Raw genomic sequence first — 20,399 nt, 5'->3', positions numbered from 1 at the left:
AGTGCCGTACCGGTCGGCGAGCCGGTGCTGCGTGATCCCGAGGACGCGGCGGCGGCACCGGCCGAGAGCACTGCGGTCCGGGTGCTGGTCGTCGACGACGAGCCGCAGCTGCTGCGGGCGTTGCGGATCAACCTGTCGGTGCGTGGCTACGAGGTGGTCACCGCCGCGACGGGTGCGGCCGCGTTGCGGGCGGCGGCGGCGAAACATCCGGACGTGGTGGTGCTGGATCTGGGGCTGCCCGATATCGACGGGATCGAGGTGCTGGCTGGTATCCGGGGCTGGAGTTCGATGCCGGTGATCGTGCTGTCGGCCCGTACCGATTCGGCGGACAAGGTGCAGGCGCTCGACACCGGTGCCGACGACTACGTCACCAAACCGTTCGGCATGGACGAGTTGCTGGCCCGGCTGCGGGCGGCGGTACGACGAGCGACCGCGTTGAACGAGGATGTCGCACCGGTGGTTCGGACGGCGTCGTTCACTGTCGACCTCGCGGCGAAGAAGGTGGTGCGCGGCGGCCGAGATGTGCATCTCACACCGACCGAGTGGGGTGTGCTGGAGATGCTGGTGCGCAATGCGGGCAAACTGGTGGGTCGCCGGGAGTTGTTGCGCGAGGTGTGGGGGCCGTCGTACGCGACCGAAACCCATTACCTGCGTGTGTATCTGGCTCAGCTGCGCCGCAAGTTGGAGGACGATCCCTCGCAACCGAAGCATCTGCTGACCGAGGCCGGCATGGGCTACCGCTTCCAGGCCTGACCGGACGTCCCCGCTTTTCCCCACAGTCGGCTACCCCGCAGCGCATGGCAGTATCGAAGGTATGCCCGAACAGACCGCCCCCGGCTCCACCACTGCTTCCCCGGACGGCGCGCCGGAATCTCCGACCGGCGCAGCGCGGCCGCAGGCCGCGAAGGCCGCGACCGAACTGTGGGTGGAGCGGACCGGAACCCGGCGCTACACGGGCCACAGCTCGCGTGGCGCCGAGGTGTTCGTCGGTCCCGACGGCGTCGAGGGGGTGTTCACCCCCGGTGAGCTGTTGAAGATCGCACTCGCGGCGTGCACCGGTTTGAGTTCGGACTTCCCGTTGTCCAACCGTCTGGGCGATACCTACGACGCGACCATCCGGGTCTCCGGCGATGCCGATCGCGAGAACGAGGTCTACCCGCAGCTGGACGAGATCATGGAGCTGGATCTGTCGGAGTTGGACGAGGCGGCCCGGCAGCGGCTGCTGGTCACCGTGCAGCGCGCCATAGATAAGGTGTGCACGGTGGGCCGGACGCTCAAAGCGGGCTCCACGGTGAACCTGACCTTCCAGATCGACTCGTGACCGAGGACCCCGTCCGGCTCAGCGCCTGGGTGCACGGCCAGGTGCAGGGCGTCGGCTTCCGCTGGTGGACGCGAGCGCGCGCCCTGGAGCTCGGTTTGACGGGTTATGCCCGCAACACCCGCGACCGGCGCGTGCACGTGCTGGCCGAGGGACCGCGCCCGGAATGTGAACGACTGCTGAGTTTGTTGCGGTCGGGTGATACTCCGGGTCACGTCGATCTGGTTGTGGAAAACTGGGACGCCGCCCTCGGTGGGATCACAGGCTTCGAGGAACGGTAGCGGCGGGGAAACAGGAGTCGAGAAGTTGGCAACACATGAGCCGGGCGACGGGCCCCGGGATCCGCGTGATCCCGGCACCCCGCCGCCCTCGGGGGAAAGCCGCAGCGACAGCCGGGATTCCGGCAGCGGTACCGGCGACAACAGCAGCGGCAGCGGCGGGCACGAGGACATCGGTGGCGCGGATCCGACCGTCCGCTTCCCGACGTCACCACCCGGGCCGCCCCCCGCGCCCGGCTCCGGTGGCCCGGCCGACGACCCCACCGTGCGCTTCGGCGAACCGGCACCGCAGATCCCTGGGTTACCGCCCATCGTAGGAAGCGATGCTCCCGGTACCCCGGACGTCTCCGGCACCCCTGAGCCCACCCCGCGCAAGCGCGGCAGTATCCAGAGCCAGGAGGCCGGTGTCACGCAGCCCCGGCCGCCTACCGTGGCCGAGGCCCGGGCGCGGGACAAGGCCCGCCGGCGCGCCGAGGAGGCCGAGCGCGCCGCGGCCGAAGCACAGGAGCACAAGGACCGCACCCGCCGCAAGATGCTGATCGGCGGCGTTGCCGTGGCCGGCATCGCGGCGGTGGTCGGCGCCGGCTATCTGGCCTATCAAGCGGCGAGCAAGCCCGATGTCACCGCCTACTGCGTCGTCGAGAAGGACGGCCAGGAAACGGTCGCGCCCGACGATCAGTGCGTGCGCGCGCAGAATCAGTCGAGCGGTTACGGCGGTATGCCGGGCATCTTCATCCTCGGTGGCAGCCAGTATCACTACTACTACGGCGGTAACAACACCGTCGGACAGCCGCCCACGGGTGGTAGCACCGTGGCACCCAAGAACGCCAACGTCAAAACCAAGAGCGGGACCGTCATCCGGGGTGGTCTCGGCAGCAAATCCGGAACCAGTGGAGGCTCCTAGATGCGTCGGATGCGCAACCGGCAACGTACCGGCTGGCAGAAGATCATCGCCGATCAGGGGCTGGTTTTCGGCTCCCCCGGGCGTGACGCCAACGGCCAGGTGCGGCCGTATTGGGACGAATCGGTGCACTACGAATTCGATCTGGACGAGATCCTCGCGCTGGAGGCACAGGTCGAGGTACTGCACTCGATGTGCCTGAACGCGGTGGAGCAGATCGTGCTCACCGAACGGTTCGCCGATTTCGGTCTGCCGGAATGGAGTTGGGAGCCGATCAAGCAGTCCTGGCAGCGCAGCGACCCCTACGTGTACGGCCGTTTCGACCTGCGCTACGACGGGCGCGGACCGGCGAAGATGCTGGAGTACAACGCCGATACGCCGACCTCACTGCTGGAGGCGGGGATCGTGCAGTGGCACTGGCTGACCGATGTGTACCCGGACGACGACCAGTGGAACTCCTTGCACGAGAAGCTCGTCGAGCGCTGGGGTGAACTCCTGGAACAGTTGCCCAGCAACGAGTTGCACTTCACCTGGTCGAGTGCCGACGCCTCCGGCGAGGACAACGTCACCACGGCGTACATGCAGGAAACCGCCGCAGAGGCCGGATTCGACACCATCTCCCTCCCCATCGAGGAGCTCGGATTCGATACGGAGCTGGAGCGTTTCGTCGATCTCGCCGAGTCACCGATCGGATCGATCTTCAAGTTGTATCCGTGGGAGTGGGCCCTCGACGACGAGTTCGGTCAGCGGGTGGTCTCCTCGATTCCGGAGACCGCATGGGTCGAACCGCTGTGGAAGACCCTGCTGTCCAACAAGGCGCTGCTGGCGGTGCTGTGGGAGATGTATCCCGGCCATCCGAATCTGCTGCCCGCCTATCTCGACGATCCGCACGAACTCACCGAGTACATCCGCAAACCCAAGCTCGGGCGCGAGGGTGCCAACATGACGATCGTGGGCGCCGGGATGGAGACCGCGACCGGCGGAGTGTACGGCGAAGAGGGTTTCGTCTACCAACTGCTCGACCCGCTACCGGATTTCGACGGCCTGCGCCCGGTGCTCGGTGCCTGGATCGTCGGCGATACCGCTGCGGGGCTCGGCATTCGTGAATCTCCCGGGTTGATCACCGACGACGGCGCGACCTTCGTTCCGCACCGCATACCGACCGGGTAGTATTCGGCGACCGACAAACACACCGGAGGAATCTGTGTCGTCCACTCTCGCACTGCAATCGGGGTACTGGAGCACGGTCGGGCACGGCGTCGGCGCGATCGTGCTGTACGCGGTGCTGGGATTGGTATTGATGCTGGTCGGATTCCAGGCCATCGACAGCACCACGCCCGGCCCGCTGCGAAAGATGGTCGCCTCCGGCAACCCCAATGCGGTGATCATTTCCGCGGCGGGCATGGTCGGTATGGCGCTGATCGTGGTGCTGGCGATCTATTCGGCCGGCGGTGCACTCGCCGAGGGGCTGATCGCCACCGCCATCTACGGCCTGGTCGGGATCATCGCGCAGGTGGCGTCGATCCGGTTGCTCGAATGGCTGCTCGGGGTGCATATCGGTGATCTGCTGAAGTCGTCCACGTTCCACGTGCAGTCGCTGCTGGTCGCGGCGGCACATCTCGCGATCGGACTCGTGGTCGCATTCGCGATCCTCTGATCCCCGGGGCCGCTGGTCAGCTGCGGTGCGGGCGGTCGGTGGTGAACGCGAGCAGCTGTTCGAGGGGCCAGGTGTTGATGATCCGTTCGGCCGCGACCTCGGCTGCGACGGCACGTTCGCAGCCGTAGCCCAGCCAGTCCAGCTGTCCGGGGGCATGGGCATCGGTGTCGATGCTGAACAGGCACCCCATCTCCGCGGCCAGCCGCATCAGCCGGCTCGGCGGGTCACGCCGTTCGGGACGACTGTTGATCTCCACTGCGGTCCCGTAGGTCCGGCATGCCTCGAATACCAGCTCGGCGTCGAACGACGATTCCGGCCGGATGCCGCGTTCACCGGCTACCAGCCGGCCGGTGCAGTGCCCCAGTACATCGACATTCGGGTTCGCCACCGCATACACCATGCGCTTGGTCATGGTGGCGGCGTCGGCCCGCAGATTCGAATGCACGCTCGCGACCACCAGATCGAGTTGTTCGAGCAGTCCGGGCTCCTGATCGAGGGTGCCGTCGTCGAGGATGTCGACCTCGATCCCGGTGAGTATCCGGAACGGCGCGAGCCGCTCGTTCAGCTCCGCCACCACGTCGAGTTGCTGTCGCAGCCGCTGTGCCGACAACCCGTTGGCCACGCGCAGCCGTGGTGAATGATCGGTCAACGCACAATATTCGTGGCCGAGGGCAACCGCGGTTCGCATCATCTCCTCGATCGGACTGCCACCGTCGGACCAGTCGGAGTGGGTGTGCAGATCGCCCCGCAGGAGCGAGCGCAGCGGCGCACCGGCGGGGGCGACGGGTTGCGCGGCGCGACGCTCCTGCGCCAGCCGTTCGGGCACGTCCCCGGAACACGACTGGGCGATCGCGCTCGCGGTCTTCGGTCCGATCCCGCCGAGTTCCCGCCATCCGTCCGACGCGCGGTAGCGCTCGAACTCTGCGGCGGACAGTGCGGCCACAGTGTCGGCGGCCCGCCGGTAGGCCTTGACCCGATGGGTCTGCGCGCGGGCGCGTTCCATCCAGAACGCGATCTCGCGCAACGCCGCCACCGCATTCGATTGCGCGCCCGGCATCAACGAACCCGGCTGTATTCCACGAACGCCACCCCGTCCTCGAACACACGACTGTCGAGCACCCGGAACAGTGACGGCTCCGGCAGGCGCGGTCCGGTGCCGAACAGCGGACGACCGTGCCCGAGCACGATCGGATAGGTTTTCAGGAAGAGCCGGTCGATTTCCGGGAGCAGCGCCTGGGCCAGTTCACCACCGCCGCACAGCCAGATACCGGCGCCCGGTTCCTGTTTGAGCGCCCGGACACTTCCGAGCGGATCGGCGGAGATCAACGATACCTGCGGGTCCGGCGCCTCGGGGAGAGTGGACGACACCACGAACTGCCGCAGATGCGAATACGGGCTCGAGGTCCCGGTGCGCACCCCGAAATCATGGGTTTTCCGTCCCATCACGACGGTATCGAAGGTGTCGCCCGGGCTGTCGATACCCAGCGACTCACGAATCTTGGTCGGCACCGTCTCGGGATACCGCGCGGTGATGATCGGACCGTGATCCCCGCCGACCGGGAAGAAATCGACCGATCCGTCCGGAGTCGCGATGAAGCCATCGATGGTCGAGGCCACATAGTAGGTGAGTGTGCGCATCCGTTTTCCCTTCGAGCGAAGTGATGTCATCGGACACACTGAAAACGGTAGCGCGTGAATGCGGCTAGCGGCGAGGCCTCGGCTGACACCGCGGACACGAGTACGAGGAGCGGTTCATGAACTTTTCCCGCCGCATCGGGGCGCCGCAGCGCAGGCACGGCTCCTCGGCACGTCCGTAGGCGGCCAGCGCACGTTCGAAATATCCGGAATTGCCGTTGACGTGGACGTACAGCGCATCGAATGAGGTGCCGCCAGCGTCCAGGGCCTCGCTCATGACATCGTGCACCGCGCCGAGCAATCGGCGCACTGCGGGCCCGGTCAGTGTGGACGCGATCCGTTCACCGTGGATGCGCGCTCGCCACAATGCTTCGTCTGCGTAGATGTTGCCGATTCCCGAGACGACCGCCTGATCCAGCAGGATCCGTTTGATCTCGGAGTTCTTGGCCCGCATCCGCGTGACCACGGCCTCGCTGTCGAACCGTGGATCGAGCGGGTCCCGGGCGATATGCGCCACGGATTCGGGAAGGTCGTCACCGTCGAGATGGACCAGCGGGTTCAAGGCCCAGCCACCGAAAGTGCGCTGATCCACGAAACGCAACTGCGCACCGTCGTCGAGTCCGGCGATGATGTGCGCATGCTTTTCCAGCGGCGCATGGGCGGGCTGCACCAGCATCTGCCCGCTCATCCCCAGATGGACGACGAGAGCGGCTTCCGGGTCGTCGAAGGTGAGCCAGAGGAATTTGCCGCGGCGGCACGCGGCTTCGACACGCAGACCGGTCAGCCTGGCCGCGAGATCGTCGCCCCCCGGCTCGTGCCTGCGCACCGAGCGCGGATGTTTGACCACTACCGAGTCGACCACCCGGCCGACGACGTGTTCGGCGAGTCCGCGGCGGACCACCTCGACCTCGGGTAGTTCGGGCATCAATCCCCGGTTCGAGCGGGACCGTCGGCCGTCAGTGCCTGCCAGGCGGCGCCGGCAGCCTTCTGTTCGGCTTCCTTCTTCGACCGGCCGACCCCCTGGCCGTAGGCCTGACCGCCGATCACCGCGGTGGCGGTGAACTCCTTGTCGTGATCGGGACCGGTCGAGGTGATCTCGTAATTGGGTACGCCGAGACCGCGTTCGGCGGTGAGTTCCTGCAGACTGGTCTTCCAGTCCAACCCGGCACCCATCCGCGGACCGCGTTCGAGCAACGCGGCGAACAATCGCAACACCACGGTGCGAGCGACCTCGATACCGTGCTCCAGATGGACCGCGCCCAGCAGCGATTCCATTCCGTCGGCGAGAATGCTCGCCTTGTCGCGACCGCCGGTGAGCTCCTCACCCTTGCCGAGCAGCAAATGGCGGCCCAGCCCACCGTCGCCGAGCCCGCGAGCGACCTCGGCGAGGGCATGCATATTCACCACGCTGGCACGCAGCTTGGCCAGCTCACCCTCGGATTTGTCCGGATGCTCGAGATACAGGCGCTCGGTGATGCTCAGGCCGAGCACCGAATCGCCCAGGAATTCCAGGCGTTCGTTGGTCGGCAGATTCCCGTTCTCGTACGCGTACGAGCGGTGGGTGAGCGCGAGCCGGAGCAGATCCGGGCGCACCTCCACGCCCAGCGCTTCGAGAAGGCTGGCGTGGTCAGCGGCATCGCCCGCTGCGGGTGCGTCCACTTCTTCCTTACCGGCGGTCACGGTGTGGCTGTCCGATCGCCGGATCAGATGGCCGAGGTGACCTGGCGGCCCTTGTAGGTGCCGCAGTTCGGGCACGCGATGTGCGGGAGGGTCTTCTGACCGCACGCCCGGTTCGGGCAGGTGATCAGGGTCGGCGCAGCGGCCTTCCACTGGCTGCGCCGCGAGTGGGTGTTGGCACGAGACATCCGGCGCTTCGGAACGGCCACGACTACTTCTCCTCTGTCTTCGACCCTGCCGACCCGTTGCGGTCGGCAAGTGATGATCGGTCTACATCTGATCGGGCGTCGGAGACGCCGGTGCCGGCGGTTTCGCTCGCGAAATTCGCGAGCCCCGCCCAGCGAGGGTCCAGTATCTCATGCGTGTGATCCGGACCCGCAATCGCCATCCGTACCCCGCATTCGGAGCACAGGCCGGCACAGTCGGGCTCGCACAGCGGTTGCAGCGGCAGTTCCAGACCCGCCGCATCGACCACCACCGGCTCGATATCGATCATGTCGTCCACCAGACGATGGATCTCGTCTTCCTCGGTGGTCTGCTCGGTCGCGCTGTCGGGGTAGGCGAACAGTTCGGTGATCGACATGTCCAGTCGGTCGGTGAACGGTTCCAGACAGCGCGAGCACTCCCCCTCGATCGGTGCCGACACCGCACCGGTGACCAGCACACCTTCCGAGACGGCCTGCAGGGTCAGATCGAGATCGATCTCGGCACCTGCCGGAATCGCGATCAGATCCAGGCCGATTTTCTCCGGCGCGGTGACGACCCGATGCACCTGTCGCATCGAGCCGGGGGCCCGGCCGAGACTGCGGGTGTCCAGCACGAAATCCGCGTCGGTCTGACGACGACGCGGACCGGAGCCGGAATGGGCGGACATAACTCACTCACATTCAGAGAAATCAGGGGGTTCGGGCAACCACTCCACAGTACGCGAACTGCGACTTTCCCCCAAATCTCAGCAGTGATCACCGACCCGGACCGGGACAGCTCGGTCAGCGGCGAAACTCCGCGGCGTAATCGGGAACCCCGGCACCGGACCGCAGCTGCTGTCGGCCCCGGCCGACCGTGCGCAGCGTGGAGTGCAGTGTCTCCTCGAAATCGGCCAGCTGGGAATCGACGTACTGATCGCATTCCCCACGCAGACGGTCGGATTCGGACTGGGCGGAATCGATGAGACGCGCCGATTCGGCGTGCGCCGCCCGGACCACCTCGGTCTGGGCCACCAGACGGTCCTGCTCGGCCTGCCCCTCGGCGACCGACCGCTCGTAGGACGCCTGCCCTGCCGCGATCATCCGGTCCGATTCCGACCGAGCGCGGCCGGTCACCGCCTCGTATTCGGCCTTCCCCTCGGTGACGACCCGATCGGCCTCCGCCTGCGCGGTGGCGACCAGATGGTCGGCGTGGGCACGGGCTTCGGCAACCATCCGGTCGGCGTGCGCTTTCGCATCGGCGAGCAGCCGGTCGGCCTCTTCACGGGCACCACCGACAGTCTGCTCGGCCTGCTCGTTGGCGCCGGTGACCGTCGCCTCGGCCGAATTGCGGGCATCGGTGACGATCCGGTCGCGGTGATCGAGTACATCCTGCGCATCGTCGAGCTCACCGGGCAGCGCATCACGCACATCGTCGAGCAGTTCGAGCGCATCTCCGCGAGGCACGATGCAATTGCGGGTAGGCGGGATCCCCCGTGCCTCCTCGACGATCGCGACCAGTTCGTCGAGTGCCTCGAAAACGCGGTACATCCTGCTGACCCCACTCTCCTGCCGAACCTTTCGCGGCGTTGTCGAACCGCGGCGGCCAATTACTGCCTCGGTCCAGTCTGCCCGTATCGGGCGGGCCTGCCCAGATCACCACCGGTGTGTCGGAGGGTGTTTCCTATCCCACAATGCCCAAGTGGAGGAAATCTCTCCGCTTGGTGCTATCTTTCTACGGAGCGTTAGACCAGCCGGACCGTCGACGTTCGACGCCGGCCCTGTCCGATCGGAACGACAATGGCTGTCCTATATCCGGCACCCCCGAGAGGGTCCGTGGTGCCCAGCGATCTGCTGGGACCGGCCCCGGAGCCGCAGCAACAGCCGTCCCCCCGTCTCCGCGCTCGCGATCTGCTCTCCCGGTCCACCGAATACCTCCGCGGCGACAAATGGCTGCCGCAACTCATCCGGTTCGCCCTCGTCGGCGGTTTCAGCAATATCGGCTATTTCCTGCTGTTCATGGCCTGCTACGGCGGTGGGGCGCAGGTCGCGAATCTGGCCGGCTCCCTGGCCAGCACCGTGCTGGCCAACGAACTGCACCGCCGGCTGACCTTCCACGCCGCCGACCGGGTCGGCTGGCTCGCCGGCCAGCTCGAGGGTGGCGGGCTGGCGCTGGCCGGACTCGCGATCACCTCCGCGGCGCTGGCACTGTTCGACTTCGTCGCACCGGGACTGAGCAACCTCGTGGAAGCCACCGCCGTCATCGGTATCACCGCGGCGGTCGGAGCACTGCGCTTCCTCACCCTGCGTCTCTGGGTCTTCTGAGCGTTGGTTCCGGATCCGGCGAGTATTGCCGGATGAACGGGGTGCGGCTGAAAGCTGGTCACTCGAGCAAGGAACCGTACGCGCTTACCCCACGTCCTAACTCAGCAAACGTCGTTGCTAGTTCTCATCGTGGGAGGTTCGGCAATGCAGTACTGCCCTGGGTGCCACACATCGTCGCGCACCGGTTCGCGTTCGGCTCCGTCACCTCGTCTCAGGCACCGCCGCCGCCTCGACCCCTGTGCGCATCCGACGCTGCCGCGCCGGGTCCGGCCGCACACCGATACCGATCCACGATGAGTACTGCGGCCGGTCGCCTGCATCGGCGCCGGGAGGTGATGTCGGTGGGGGTCACCGATCACGAGATCCGGCGGCGGTGCACCGGCGGCAGCTGGCACCGGGTGCGCCGCGGCGCGTATGCCGAGTCGTCGGTACTGGCCGGACTGGATACGGTGGCGCGGCACCGGCTGGCGATAGCAGCGCTGCTCCCCGACATGGCGTGTGATGCCGTGGTCAGCCATCAGTCCGCCGCGGTCGTGCTGGGCGCCCCGATGGCACCCGCTCTGCTGGATCGGGTGCACGTCACCCGCAACCGCCGCCACGGCGGCCGGATCAAGGCGAATCTGCAGGTGCACTGCGCACCGGTCGACCTCGTCGCCGAGCGGGACACGGTGCTGGTCACCACCCCGGCACGCACGATCGTCGACCTGGCTCGCACGGTGGCCTTCGAACCGGCGGTCGTCGTCGGCGACGCCCTCTGCCGCGACTTCGGTGTCACCGTGGCGGCCCTGGCAGCGGAACTGGAGGCGGCCCGGGGACGCCGCGGCATCGACGCGGCCCGCCGGGTGATCGACTTTCTCGACCCACGCAGTCGCGGTGTGGACCATTCCCGGATCCGGGTGCTGTTGCAGCGGCTGGGTCTTCCGCCGGCGGCGGCGAGCGGACTGGTGCACGCCGAGGACGGCTCGGTACTCGGATCGGTGGATCTGTATCTCGAGCATCCGGGGGTGGTACTCACCGTCGACGGCTCCGGGCCGGATACGCCCCGGGCCGACCACGGCGCAGCACCGGCCGACACGGTGTTGCGCCACTACGGTTTCCACCCGGTGCGCGTCTCGTGGCGCGAACTCGCCACCGGAACCGCCGGGTATCGCCTGCAGGCCGCGGTACGCGAGGCACGTGCGGTCCGTCCGCGCGGTTTCATCCGGCCCGCACCGTTGTCCGGGTCACAACCACTGACATCACGGTCACTCCGAGACCGCGGTGCGGCTGTGGAAACGGGCCGTCCACGGGGTCGATGCGACTGATCCCGCGGCGTGTGCGGGGTGCACACCTGTTAGCGTCGCTCCATGGCTGGAGCACTGTGCCCGGGATCGTTCGATCCGGTGACCAACGGACATATCGATGTGATCGAGCGGGCCGCCGCGCAATTCGACGAGGTCGTCGTCACCGTGATGATCAACAAGAAGAAGCAGGGCATGTTCAGCGTCGACGAGCGGATCGACATGCTGCGCGAAGCGACCTCCGCGCTACCCAACGTCCGGGTCGAATCGTGGTACGGCCTGCTCGTCGACTTCGCCCGGGAACAGGGCATCACGGCCATCGTCAAGGGGCTGCGCGATGCCAACGACTACGCCTACGAACTGCAGATGGCGCAGATGAACAAGAAGCTGTCCGGGGTGGACACCTATTTCCTCGCGACCAACCCGGCCTACGGTTTCCTGTCCAGCTCGCTGATCAAGGAGGTCGCCACCTTCGGCGGCGACATCACCGGGATGCTCCCCGGCCCGGTGCACAAGCGCCTGCTCGACCGGATCGCCGAACGCCGAGGCTGAAGTCCCGACAGCAGGGTGGCCCTGCGCTCGGCGTCAGTCCGATCCGGGCCCCGCAAACTCCGCGAGATCGATCCGAGTCTCGCCGTACTTGCGGGACTTCAGCGCCGAGTACCCGTCCGGCCACACCGTTTCCGGCGAGCGGGAGGATCGCTCCACGACGATCAGGGCGTTCTCGTGGAGCCAGCCGTGGGTCGTCAACGCTCGCAGATCCGCCTCGACCGCGGCATCGGCCACGGCATACGGCGGATCGGACAGGACCAGGTCGTACCTTTCACGTGGCGTCGTGGCCAGGACGGAAGCCACTGTGCCCGGCCGCAATTCGGCGCCGGACGCGGCGAGATCGGCGATATTGCCGCGAATCACCGCGATCGCCTTGCGGTCGGATTCGACCAGCAGGGCATGGGATGCGCCACGGGACAACGCTTCCAGCCCCAGCGCTCCGGACCCGGCATAGAGATCCAGCACCCGGATGCCCTCGAAATCCACGCGCGCACCGAGCAGATTGAACAGCGCTTCCCGGACCCGGTCGGAGGTGGGCCGGGTCCCGGCCGGTGGGACGCGCAACCGCCGCCCACCGGCCGAACCCGCGACGATCCTGGTCACCGCCGCATCAGCTCCGCAACTGCCGCGATCACTGGGCCGCAGTCTCGTTGAGGTTCAGGTCGACGAGGAGATCGCCACCTTCGACTTGCTGGACCGAGCCGATGGCAACGCGGGCGACGGTGCCGGCTCGGGGTGCGGTGATGGCGGCTTCCATCTTCATGGCTTCGATGGTGCCGACGGTGTCGCCCGCGGCGACGGTGTCGCCCTCGCCGACGATGAGGGTCACGACACCGGCGAACGGTGCCGCGATATGACCGGCGTTGGTTTTGTCGGCCTTTTCCGCGGCGGGGACTTCGCTGGCGATGGAGCGGTCGCGGACCTGGACCGGGCGTAGTTGCCCGTTGAGAATGCACATGACGGTACGCATACCGCGTTCGTCGGGTTCGGAGATCGCTTCCAGGCCGATGAGCAGGGTGACACCCTTCTCCAGCTCGACGCGGTGTTCCTCGTTGTGCCGCAGCCCGTAGAAGAACTGATTCGCCGACAGCCCGGTGGTGTCACCGTATTTCTCGCGGTGGGCGAGGAATTCGGCAGTGGGCGCGGGAAACAACAACCGGTTCAACGTGTCGCGGCGTTGCTGCGAGGTGCCGGCGAGCGCGGCCGAATCCTCCACGGTGATCGGCACTTCCGGCTTCGCCGGGCCGCGGCCCTCGAGGGCACGGGTGCGGAACGGTTCGGGCCAGCCACCGGCCGGGGTGCCGAGTTCACCGCGCAGGAACCCGATCACCGAATCCGGAATATCGAACCGGGCCGGATCGGCGGCGAAGGCGTCGACATCGGTCCCGGAGCCGACCAGCGACAGCGCCAGGTCACCGACGACCTTCGACGACGGGGTCACCTTCACCAGGCGCCCGAGTAGCCGGTCCGCGCCGGCGTATTTGGCTTCCACTTCTTCGAACCGGTCGCCGAGTCCGAGAGCGTTGGCCTGTTGACGCAGGTTCGACAACTGTCCGCCCGGGATCTCGTGTTCGTAGACGCGGCCGGTCGGGGAGGTCAGTCCGGACGCTGCGACATCGAACGGCGCATACACCTTCCGCAATGCTTCCCAATACGGTTCCAGGTCGCACACGGCTTCCAGATCGAGGCCGGTGTCGTAGCGCGAGTGGGCGGCCGCGGCCACGATCGCCGAGAGTGCGGGTTGGCTGGTGGTGCCGGCCATCGGCGCACTGGCGCCGTCGACGGCGTCGGCGCCGGCCTGCCACGCCGCGAGGTAGGTCGCGAGCTGCCCGCCGGGGGTGTCGTGGGTGTGGACGTGCACCGGCAGGTCGAAATTGCTGCGCAGCGCGGTGACCAGGGTGTGCGCGGCGGGGGCCCGCAGCAGTCCGGCCATGTCCTTGATACCGATGACATGAGCGCCCGCGTCGACGATCTGCTCGGCCAGTTTCAGGTAGTAGTCGAGGGTGTAGATGTTCTCGTCCGGATTCGACAGGTCGCCGGTGTAGGACATGGCGACCTCGGCGAGGGCGGTGCCGGTGTCGCGGACGGCGTCGATCGCGGGCCGCATCTGGTCGACGTTGTTGAGTGCGTCGAAGATCCGGAAGATGTCGATGCCGGTATCGGTGGCCTCACGCACGAACGCGCGGGTCACTTCTTCGGGGTAGGGGGTGTAGCCGACGGTGTTACGGCCACGCAGCAGCATCTGCAGGCAGATGTTGGGGATCGCCTCACGCAATGCGGCCAGGCGTTCCCACGGATCCTCGTACAGGAATCGCAGTGCCACATCGTAGGTGGCGCCGCCCCAGCACTCCACCGACAACAATTCCGGGGTCGTGCGCGCGACGTGCCCGGCCACGGTCAGCAGGCCGCGGGTACGGACCCGGGTCGCCAGCAGCGACTGATGCGCATCCCGGAACGTGGTGTCGGTGACACCGACCGCGTCCCGCTCACGCATCCACTGCGCGAACCCCTCCGGCCCGAGAGCCAGCAGCTTCTGCCGGGTCCCGTCCGGTGGCGGTGCGCTCGGATCGATCGCGGGCAGCTTGTCGTGCGGATACACCGCCGTCGGACGCTCACCGTGCGGTTTGTTCACCGTCACATCCGCCAGGTAGCGCAGGATGCGGGTGCCACGGTCGGCCGAACCGCGCTGAGTCAGCAGTTCGGGCCGCTCGTCGATGAACGAGGTGGTGATACGACCGGCCCGGAAATCCGGGTCGTCGAGCACTGCCTGCAGGAACGGGATATTCGTGGCCACACCGCGGATCCGGAATTCGGCGACCGACCGGCGCGCCCGCGCCACCGCCTGCGCGAAGTCCCGTCCACGGCAGGTCAGCTTCACCAGCATCGAGTCGAAGTGCGCGCCCACCTCGGCACCCAGGTTCGCCCCACCGTCGAGCCGGATACCGCCACCACCGGGCGAACGGTAAGCGGTGATGCGGCCGGTGTCGGGCCGGAAACCGTTGGCCGGATCCTCGGTGGTGATCCGGCACTGCAACGCCGCACCGTGAATCGACACCTCGTCCTGACTCAACCCCAGCTCGGCCAGCGACTCCCCCGCCGCGATCCGCAACTGCGACTGCACCAGATCCACATCGGTGATCTCCTCGGTCACCGTGTGCTCCACCTGGATCCGCGGATTCATCTCGATGAACACATGATTGCCACGCTCGTCGAGCAGGAACTCCACCGTGCCGGCACACGAGTATCCGATCTGACGCGCGAACGCCACCGCATCCGCACAGATCCGCTCCCGCAACGCCGGATCCAGATTCGGCGCCGGCGCCAACTCGATCACCTTCTGATGCCGGCGCTGCAACGAGCAGTCCCGCTCGAACAGATGCATCACATTCCCGTGCTCGTCGGCCAGGATCTGCACCTCGATATGACGCGGATTGATCACCGCCTGCTCCAGGAACACCGTCGCATCCCCGAAGGCCGACTCCGCCTCCCGCATCGCCGCCTCGATCGCCTCCCGCAACTGCACCCGATCGGCGACCCGGCGCATCCCGCGACCGCCGCCACCGGCCACCGCCTTCACGAACACCGGGAACTCCATCGACTCCGCGACGGCCAGCAACTGCTCGACATCCGCCGACGGCTCACTCGAATTCAGCACCGGCAGCCCCGCCGCCCGCGCCGCCGCGATCGCCCGCGCCTTGTTCCCTGTGAGTTCCAGCACACTCGACGACGGGCCGATGAAGGTGATCGCCTCCGCCGCACACGCCGCAGCCAGATCGGGATTCTCCGACAAGAACCCGTACCCCGGATAGATGGCATCGGCTCCGGCCGACTTCGCCGCCGCGATGATCTCGGGAATCGACAGGTAGGCGCGTACCGGATGCCCGGGAACACCGATCTGATAGGACTCGTCGGCCTTCAGCCGATGCACCGAATTGCGGTCCTCATAAGGAAAAACGGCGACAGTTCCGACACCGAGCTCGTAGGCGGCACGGAAGGCACGAATGGCGATTTCCCCGCGATTGGCGACCAGCACTTTGGAGAACATTCGACAAAGGTACCTGCCCGCCGGTCGCAGCCGAACAGCGAATACGGCTTCGCAAGATCCTCACAGCAAATGTTGGCAACGATGCGAAGTTGTGGACTTCTGCTGGAAACACGGCCTGTGGCAGCAGGCGGGTATTTCACATGTCGAACGGTGTGGATTAGGCTCGGCGGTGCAGCTGGTTCGCTGCGGCCGACGAGTTGGAGCCCCGAGCGTCGTGCCCAGCGTCGACACCGGCCCCTCGGGCCGGCAAGAGGGAACCCGGTGAGAATCCGGGACTGTCCCGCAGCGGTGAACAGGAACGACCGCCGTCAAGAGCACTGGGTTTTCCGGGAAGCGACGGCCAGTAGGTCACCTCCGGGGCATATATCTCCGGACCGGTCCGTACGACCGATCGCCTGTGAGTCCGAAGACCTGCCGGTTGTGCCGGATACGCCGTATCCGGCGGCCACCGCCTCGTGGATCGGGCGGGCGGACCCTGTGCACACCGGAACAGTCGGTGCGGCAGCGTATTTCGGGGCTTCGTCCGTCGTGCGGCGGTGACCAGTGGCCTTCGACACCGGAGAACACCGTGACTGTCACAACGAATGAACATTTCACCGCAACAGTGCTGGGGCTGCCGCGCATCGGGCCCCGGCGCGAGCTCAAACGAGCCATCGAGAGCTACTGGGCCGGCCGCATCGATGCGGCCGAGCTCGAACGAGCCGGGCGCGCGCTGCGCGTCGACGCCCTCACCGGCGCCCAGGACGCCGGGCTCGACTCGGTCCCGGTCGGCACCTTCTCGCTCTACGATCAGATGCTCGATACCGCGGTCCTGCTGGGCGCGCTCCCGCCGCGAGTGGCCGGTATCGCCGATCCGCTGGACCGATATTTCGCGGCGGCCCGCGGCGCCGAGGGCATCGAGCCACTGGAAATGACCAAGTGGTTCGACACCAACTATCACTATCTGGTGCCCGAGATCGGGCCGGACACCCATTTCACGCTGGATCCGGTGAAGGTGCTGGGCGAACTGCGCGAGGCCCGCGAACTGGGTATTTCCGCTCGCCCCGTGGTGATCGGACCGCTGACGTTCCTCGCCCTGTCCAAGGGCGTCGACGGTGTCGCACCGGCAGACCGGCTGTCCGAACTCGTGCCGCTGTATCGCGATCTGCTGGCGCGACTGGCCGATGCCGGCGCCGAGTGGGTACAGCTCGACGAACCGGCGCTGGTGCGTGACCTGTCCGACGCCGAGGTGCAATCGGTCCGGGCCACCTACGACGCGCTGAGCGGTGACACCCACCGTCCGCAGCTCCTGGTCGCGACCTACTTCGGTTCTCCCGGGCCGGCGCTGGACGCCCTGGCCGCCACCGCGATCGAGGGCGTGGCGCTCGATTTCGTCTCCGGCACCACGGTTTCGGAGGTCGCGGCACTACCGGCCCTGGCGAACAAGCTGGTCGTGGCCGGACTGGTCGACGGCCGCAACATCTGGCGCACCGATCTGGAAGCGGCGCTGGGCGAAGCGGTCTCGCTGCTGGGCTCGGTGGGTGCACTGGCGGTCTCGACCTCCAGCTCCCTGCTGCACGTGCCGTATTCGCTGGCCGCCGAGCCGGATCTGGATCCGGTGTTGCGTTCCTGGCTGGCCTTCGGCGCCGAAAAGATTGCCGAGGTGCGGATCCTCGCCACCGCGATCGGTTCCGGCACCGAGGCCGTGGCCGCAGAGCTCGCCGCGTCGCGCGCAGCCGCCGAGAGCCGCCGCGCCGATGCCCGGCTGCGCAACGACACCGTCCGCGCCCGCCTGGCCGGGCTCGACGCGGGGCACACCCGGCGCGCGGATGCGGATCGGCGGCGTGCCCTGCAGCGCGAGCATCTGCAGCTGCCGCTGTTGCCGACCACCACCATCGGTTCCTATCCGCAGACCACCGCCATCCGCACCGCCCGTGCGGCGCTGCGCGCCGGAGAGATAACCACCGCGCAGTACGAGGACCGGATGCGCGCCGAAATCGCCGACGTGATTGCGCTGCAGGAGTCGCTGGGCCTGGATGTGCTGGTACACGGTGAGCCCGAGCGCAACGACATGGTTCAGTACTTCGCCGAGCAGCTCGACGGCTTCGCCGCGACTCACAACGGCTGGGTGCAGTCCTACGGCACCCGGTGCGTGCGGCCGCCCATCCTGTACGGCGACGTGGTCCGCACGGCCCCTATGACGGTGGACTGGATCACCTATGCGCAATCGCTCACCGACAAGCCGGTCAAGGGCATGCTGACCGGTCCGGTCACGATCCTGGCCTGGTCGTTCGTCCGCGACGACCAGCCGCTCGCGGATACCGCGCGACAGGTGGCCCTGGCGATTCGCGACGAGACGGTGGATCTGGAGGCGGCGGGGATCCGCCTGGTCCAGGTCGACGAGCCGGCCCTGCGCGAACTGCTGCCGCTGCGCCGCGATGCTCAGCAGCGGTATCTGGACTGGGCGGTCGGCGCGTTCCGCCTGGCGACCTCCGGTGTGCGCGACGACACGCAGATCCACACCCACCTGTGCTACTCCGAATTCGGGGAGATCATCGGCGCGATCGCGGCCCTGGATGCCGATGTCACCTCGGTGGAGGCGGCCCGCTCGCATATGGAGATCCTCGACGATCTCAATGCCGTCGGCTATGCCCTCGGGATCGGCCCAGGCGTGTACGACATCCATTCACCACGCGTCCCGGCCGCCGCGGAGATCGAGGCCGCGCTGCGGGAGGCGATCGAGGCGGTGCCGGCCGAACGGCTGTGGGTCAATCCCGACTGCGGGCTCAAGACCCGCGGGCGCGCCGAGGTGGAGGCGTCGCTGCGAAATATGGTGAGCGCCGCGCGGTCGGTGCGGTGAAGGCGCGGTCGGTGGCCCGGATCGGTCCGGGCCACCGACCTGCGTAGCTGCCTGGCTTCGAATCAGCAGCGTCCGCGCCGATCGCTTCCGGCGATGATTCAGCAGGCTCGCCCGATCCGTCCGAACCGGACCCGGGCGGGGCGGCCCCTGGACTACATCGGTGATACTTCGCACGCTACGCATCTGTGCGAGTGACCAAAACACCTTGCCGCAGCGGACTCCCCACACCCATGACCACCGAAATTGCAATGATTGCGAAGGCTTGTGGGTACCATCAGCCGAGTGCGCAAGATGTATGCGGGTGCCCGATTGCGGCGGTTGCGCGAAGAACGACGAATGACACAGGCTGCCCTGGCCAAATCGTTGGAGCTTTCGCCCAGCTATCTCAATCAACTCGAACGAGACCAGCGGCCACTGACCATTCCCGTTCTACTGAAACTGAATTCGACATTCGATCTGGATGTGCAGTTCTTCGCCGCCGACTCCGATGCACGGCTGGTCTCGGATCTGCACGAGGTTCTGGTGGAGGCGGCCGGCGGCACTGTCCCCCCGGCCGCCGAGGTCGAGGACCTGGCCACGCGCCTGCCCGAGATCGCCAAGACCATCGTCGCCATGCACCGGCGCCTGCGCGCCACCACCGATCAACTCGATCTGCTGTCGTCGAAGGTCGCCACCCCCGCCGGTGCACCGGGGATCCCGATGCCCTACGAGGATGTCCGCGACTTCTTCTACGACCACCACAACCACATTCCTCAGCTCGATCTGGCCGCCGAACGCCTGGTGGAGGACTGCGGCCTGACCATCGGATCGATCGATCGCCAACTCGCGCGCATCGCCGAGGAACGAGCGAAGGTGACCGTGCTGGTGCGCGGCGACGGCGCGGACGCCTCGGTGCCGAAACGGAGCTACGACCCCGAGAGCCGCACCCTGACCCTCGCTCGCCGGCTCCGTCCCGGGCAGCGGGCCTTCCAGATCGCGACGACGCTGGCGTTCCTGCTGCACGCGGACCTGCTCGACGAAGTCCTCGACGCCACCCCGTCGCTGGTCGGAGAATCCCGGTCGCTGGCCCGGGTCGGGCTGGCGAACTACTTCGCCGGTGCCGTGGTGCTGCCCTACAGCAAGTTCCTGCGCTCGGCCGAAGAACTGTCCTACGACATCGACCTGCTGTCACTGCGCTTCGAGGTCGGATTCGAAACGGTCTGCCACCGCTTGAGCACACTGCAGCGTCAAGGTCAGCGCGGCGTGCCGTTCTTCTTCGTCCGCACCGATCGGGCAGGCAATATTTCCAAACGCCAGTCCGCCACCGCATTTCACTTCTCCCGGGTCGGCGGCAGCTGCCCGCTGTGGGTGGTGCACGAGGCGTTCTCCCATCCCGGGCGCATTCTCACCCAGGTCGCGGCGATGCCCGACGGGCGCCGCTATCTGTGGATCGCGCGCACCACCAACCCCACTCCGCACCGGTTCGGCGACACCGGCAAGGAATTCGCGGTCGGCCTGGGCTGCGATATCGAATACGCCGACCGCCTGGTGTATTCACAGGGCCTGCACCTGGACGACCCCGCCGCTGCGGTGCCGATAGGTGCCGGTTGCAAGGTGTGTGAGCGGCCGAACTGCGCGCAGCGCGCCTTCCCGCAGATCGGCAGGCCGCTGGCCGTCACCGAGAACACCAGTGTGGATCTGCCGTATCCACCGTCGGTGCGCTGATGG

At 67.3% G+C, this 20,399-nt stretch carries 20 protein-coding genes and 1 riboswitch; of the genes, 11 read left to right on the top strand and 9 right to left on the bottom strand.

Annotated features, from left to right (window positions below; genetic code table 11):
* Positions 1 to 27 precede the first annotated feature (27 nt).
* The 6 genes from NV2_RS19750 (at position 28) to NV2_RS19725 (ending at position 4,154) form a co-directional block, all read left to right on the top strand.
* Positions 28 to 753 (top strand): response regulator, encoded by a 726-nt coding sequence (locus NV2_RS19750; protein WP_067876659.1) that lies wholly within the window; start codon positions 28 to 30, stop codon positions 751 to 753.
* Between the two features lie 61 nt (positions 754 to 814).
* Positions 815 to 1,321 carry an OsmC family protein gene (locus tag NV2_RS19745; protein WP_084475114.1) on the top strand — a complete coding sequence of 169 codons (507 nt, stop codon included), beginning with the start codon at positions 815 to 817 and terminating at the stop codon, positions 1,319 to 1,321.
* Positions 1,318 to 1,599, top strand: coding sequence for an acylphosphatase (locus tag NV2_RS19740; protein WP_067876393.1), 282 nt, complete (start codon positions 1,318 to 1,320; stop codon positions 1,597 to 1,599). The genes NV2_RS19745 and NV2_RS19740 overlap by 4 nt, the downstream gene beginning before the upstream one ends.
* A gap of 25 nt (positions 1,600 to 1,624) precedes the next feature.
* Positions 1,625 to 2,500, top strand: coding sequence for a hypothetical protein (locus NV2_RS32305; RefSeq protein ID WP_245662684.1), 876 nt, complete (start codon positions 1,625 to 1,627; stop codon positions 2,498 to 2,500).
* Positions 2,501 to 3,667 carry a glutathionylspermidine synthase family protein gene (locus NV2_RS19730; RefSeq protein ID WP_067876391.1) on the top strand — a complete coding sequence of 389 codons (1,167 nt, stop codon included), beginning with the start codon at positions 2,501 to 2,503 and terminating at the stop codon, positions 3,665 to 3,667.
* A 34-nt stretch (positions 3,668 to 3,701) separates the two neighbouring features.
* Entirely contained in the window at positions 3,702 to 4,154 is a 453-nt protein-coding gene (locus tag NV2_RS19725) for a DUF350 domain-containing protein (RefSeq protein WP_067876388.1), read from the top strand.
* Between the two features lie 16 nt (positions 4,155 to 4,170).
* Here NV2_RS19725 and NV2_RS19720 read toward each other — a convergent pair whose 3' ends face one another.
* The 7 genes from NV2_RS19720 to NV2_RS19690 form a co-directional block, all read right to left on the bottom strand.
* Positions 4,171 to 5,211, bottom strand: coding sequence for a PHP domain-containing protein (locus tag NV2_RS19720; protein WP_067876385.1), 1,041 nt, complete (start codon positions 5,209 to 5,211; stop codon positions 4,171 to 4,173).
* Positions 5,211 to 5,792, bottom strand: coding sequence for a dihydrofolate reductase family protein (locus tag NV2_RS19715; RefSeq protein ID WP_067876382.1), 582 nt, complete (start codon positions 5,790 to 5,792; stop codon positions 5,211 to 5,213). Before NV2_RS19715 ends, NV2_RS19720 begins: the two co-directional genes overlap by 1 nt.
* A 64-nt stretch (positions 5,793 to 5,856) precedes the next feature.
* Positions 5,857 to 6,714 (bottom strand): bifunctional DNA-formamidopyrimidine glycosylase/DNA-(apurinic or apyrimidinic site) lyase, encoded by an 858-nt coding sequence (gene mutM, locus NV2_RS19710; RefSeq protein WP_067876379.1) that lies wholly within the window; start codon positions 6,712 to 6,714, stop codon positions 5,857 to 5,859.
* Positions 6,714 to 7,469, bottom strand: a complete 756-nt coding sequence (rnc, locus tag NV2_RS19705; RefSeq protein ID WP_067876376.1) for a ribonuclease III — start codon at positions 7,467 to 7,469, stop codon at positions 6,714 to 6,716. Before rnc ends, mutM begins: the two co-directional genes overlap by 1 nt.
* A 23-nt stretch (positions 7,470 to 7,492) precedes the next feature.
* Positions 7,493 to 7,675: a 50S ribosomal protein L32 gene (rpmF, locus tag NV2_RS19700; protein WP_067876374.1), complete on the bottom strand. Its 183-nt coding sequence runs from the start codon at positions 7,673 to 7,675 to the stop codon at positions 7,493 to 7,495.
* 2 nt (positions 7,676 to 7,677) lie between these two features.
* Positions 7,678 to 8,340: a YceD family protein gene (locus NV2_RS19695; protein WP_084475113.1), complete on the bottom strand. Its 663-nt coding sequence runs from the start codon at positions 8,338 to 8,340 to the stop codon at positions 7,678 to 7,680.
* A 115-nt stretch (positions 8,341 to 8,455) separates the two neighbouring features.
* Positions 8,456 to 9,202: a DivIVA domain-containing protein gene (locus NV2_RS19690; protein WP_067876371.1), complete on the bottom strand. Its 747-nt coding sequence runs from the start codon at positions 9,200 to 9,202 to the stop codon at positions 8,456 to 8,458.
* Between the two features lie 288 nt (positions 9,203 to 9,490).
* Here NV2_RS19690 and NV2_RS19685 point away from each other — a divergent pair, with 288 nt between their 5' ends.
* The 3 genes from NV2_RS19685 to coaD all read left to right on the top strand — a co-directional run bounded on the left by NV2_RS19685 (position 9,491) and on the right by coaD (position 11,808).
* Positions 9,491 to 9,976, top strand: coding sequence for a GtrA family protein (locus NV2_RS19685; RefSeq protein WP_245662683.1), 486 nt, complete (start codon positions 9,491 to 9,493; stop codon positions 9,974 to 9,976).
* A 293-nt stretch (positions 9,977 to 10,269) separates the two neighbouring features.
* Entirely contained in the window at positions 10,270 to 11,280 is a 1,011-nt protein-coding gene (locus NV2_RS19680) for a hypothetical protein (protein ID WP_157102981.1), read from the top strand.
* A gap of 42 nt (positions 11,281 to 11,322) precedes the next feature.
* The gene (coaD, locus tag NV2_RS19675) at positions 11,323 to 11,808 is read left to right on the top strand and encodes a pantetheine-phosphate adenylyltransferase (RefSeq protein ID WP_067876367.1); all 486 of its coding nucleotides are present in this window, start codon (positions 11,323 to 11,325) and stop codon (positions 11,806 to 11,808) included.
* A gap of 33 nt (positions 11,809 to 11,841) precedes the next feature.
* Here the strand turns inward: coaD and rsmD are convergent, their stop codons facing one another.
* Both rsmD and NV2_RS19665 read right to left on the bottom strand, forming a co-directional pair.
* On the bottom strand, positions 11,842 to 12,411 hold the full coding sequence (rsmD, locus tag NV2_RS19670) for a 16S rRNA (guanine(966)-N(2))-methyltransferase RsmD (RefSeq protein WP_067876365.1): 570 nt from the start codon (positions 12,409 to 12,411) through the stop codon (positions 11,842 to 11,844).
* Between the two features lie 28 nt (positions 12,412 to 12,439).
* Positions 12,440 to 15,853 (bottom strand): pyruvate carboxylase, encoded by a 3,414-nt coding sequence (locus NV2_RS19665; protein ID WP_067876361.1) that lies wholly within the window; start codon positions 15,851 to 15,853, stop codon positions 12,440 to 12,442.
* A gap of 214 nt (positions 15,854 to 16,067) precedes the next feature.
* A riboswitch (cobalamin riboswitch) is annotated at positions 16,068 to 16,286 on the top strand.
* Between the two features lie 135 nt (positions 16,287 to 16,421).
* Between NV2_RS19665 and metE the strand changes: the two genes are divergently transcribed.
* Together metE and NV2_RS19655 are read left to right on the top strand one after the other, a co-directional pair.
* Positions 16,422 to 18,692 (top strand): 5-methyltetrahydropteroyltriglutamate--homocysteine S-methyltransferase, encoded by a 2,271-nt coding sequence (gene metE, locus NV2_RS19660; RefSeq protein WP_067876358.1) that lies wholly within the window; start codon positions 16,422 to 16,424, stop codon positions 18,690 to 18,692.
* Between the two features lie 282 nt (positions 18,693 to 18,974).
* Positions 18,975 to 20,396 (top strand): short-chain fatty acyl-CoA regulator family protein, encoded by a 1,422-nt coding sequence (locus NV2_RS19655; protein ID WP_084475148.1) that lies wholly within the window; start codon positions 18,975 to 18,977, stop codon positions 20,394 to 20,396.
* Positions 20,397 to 20,399: the final 3 nt, after the last annotated feature.

It is taken from the genome of Nocardia vermiculata NBRC 100427, from assembly GCF_001613265.1.
Taxonomy (GTDB): domain Bacteria; phylum Actinomycetota; class Actinomycetes; order Mycobacteriales; family Mycobacteriaceae; genus Nocardia; species Nocardia vermiculata.
This window is presented reverse-complemented; position numbering and strand designations above follow the sequence as displayed.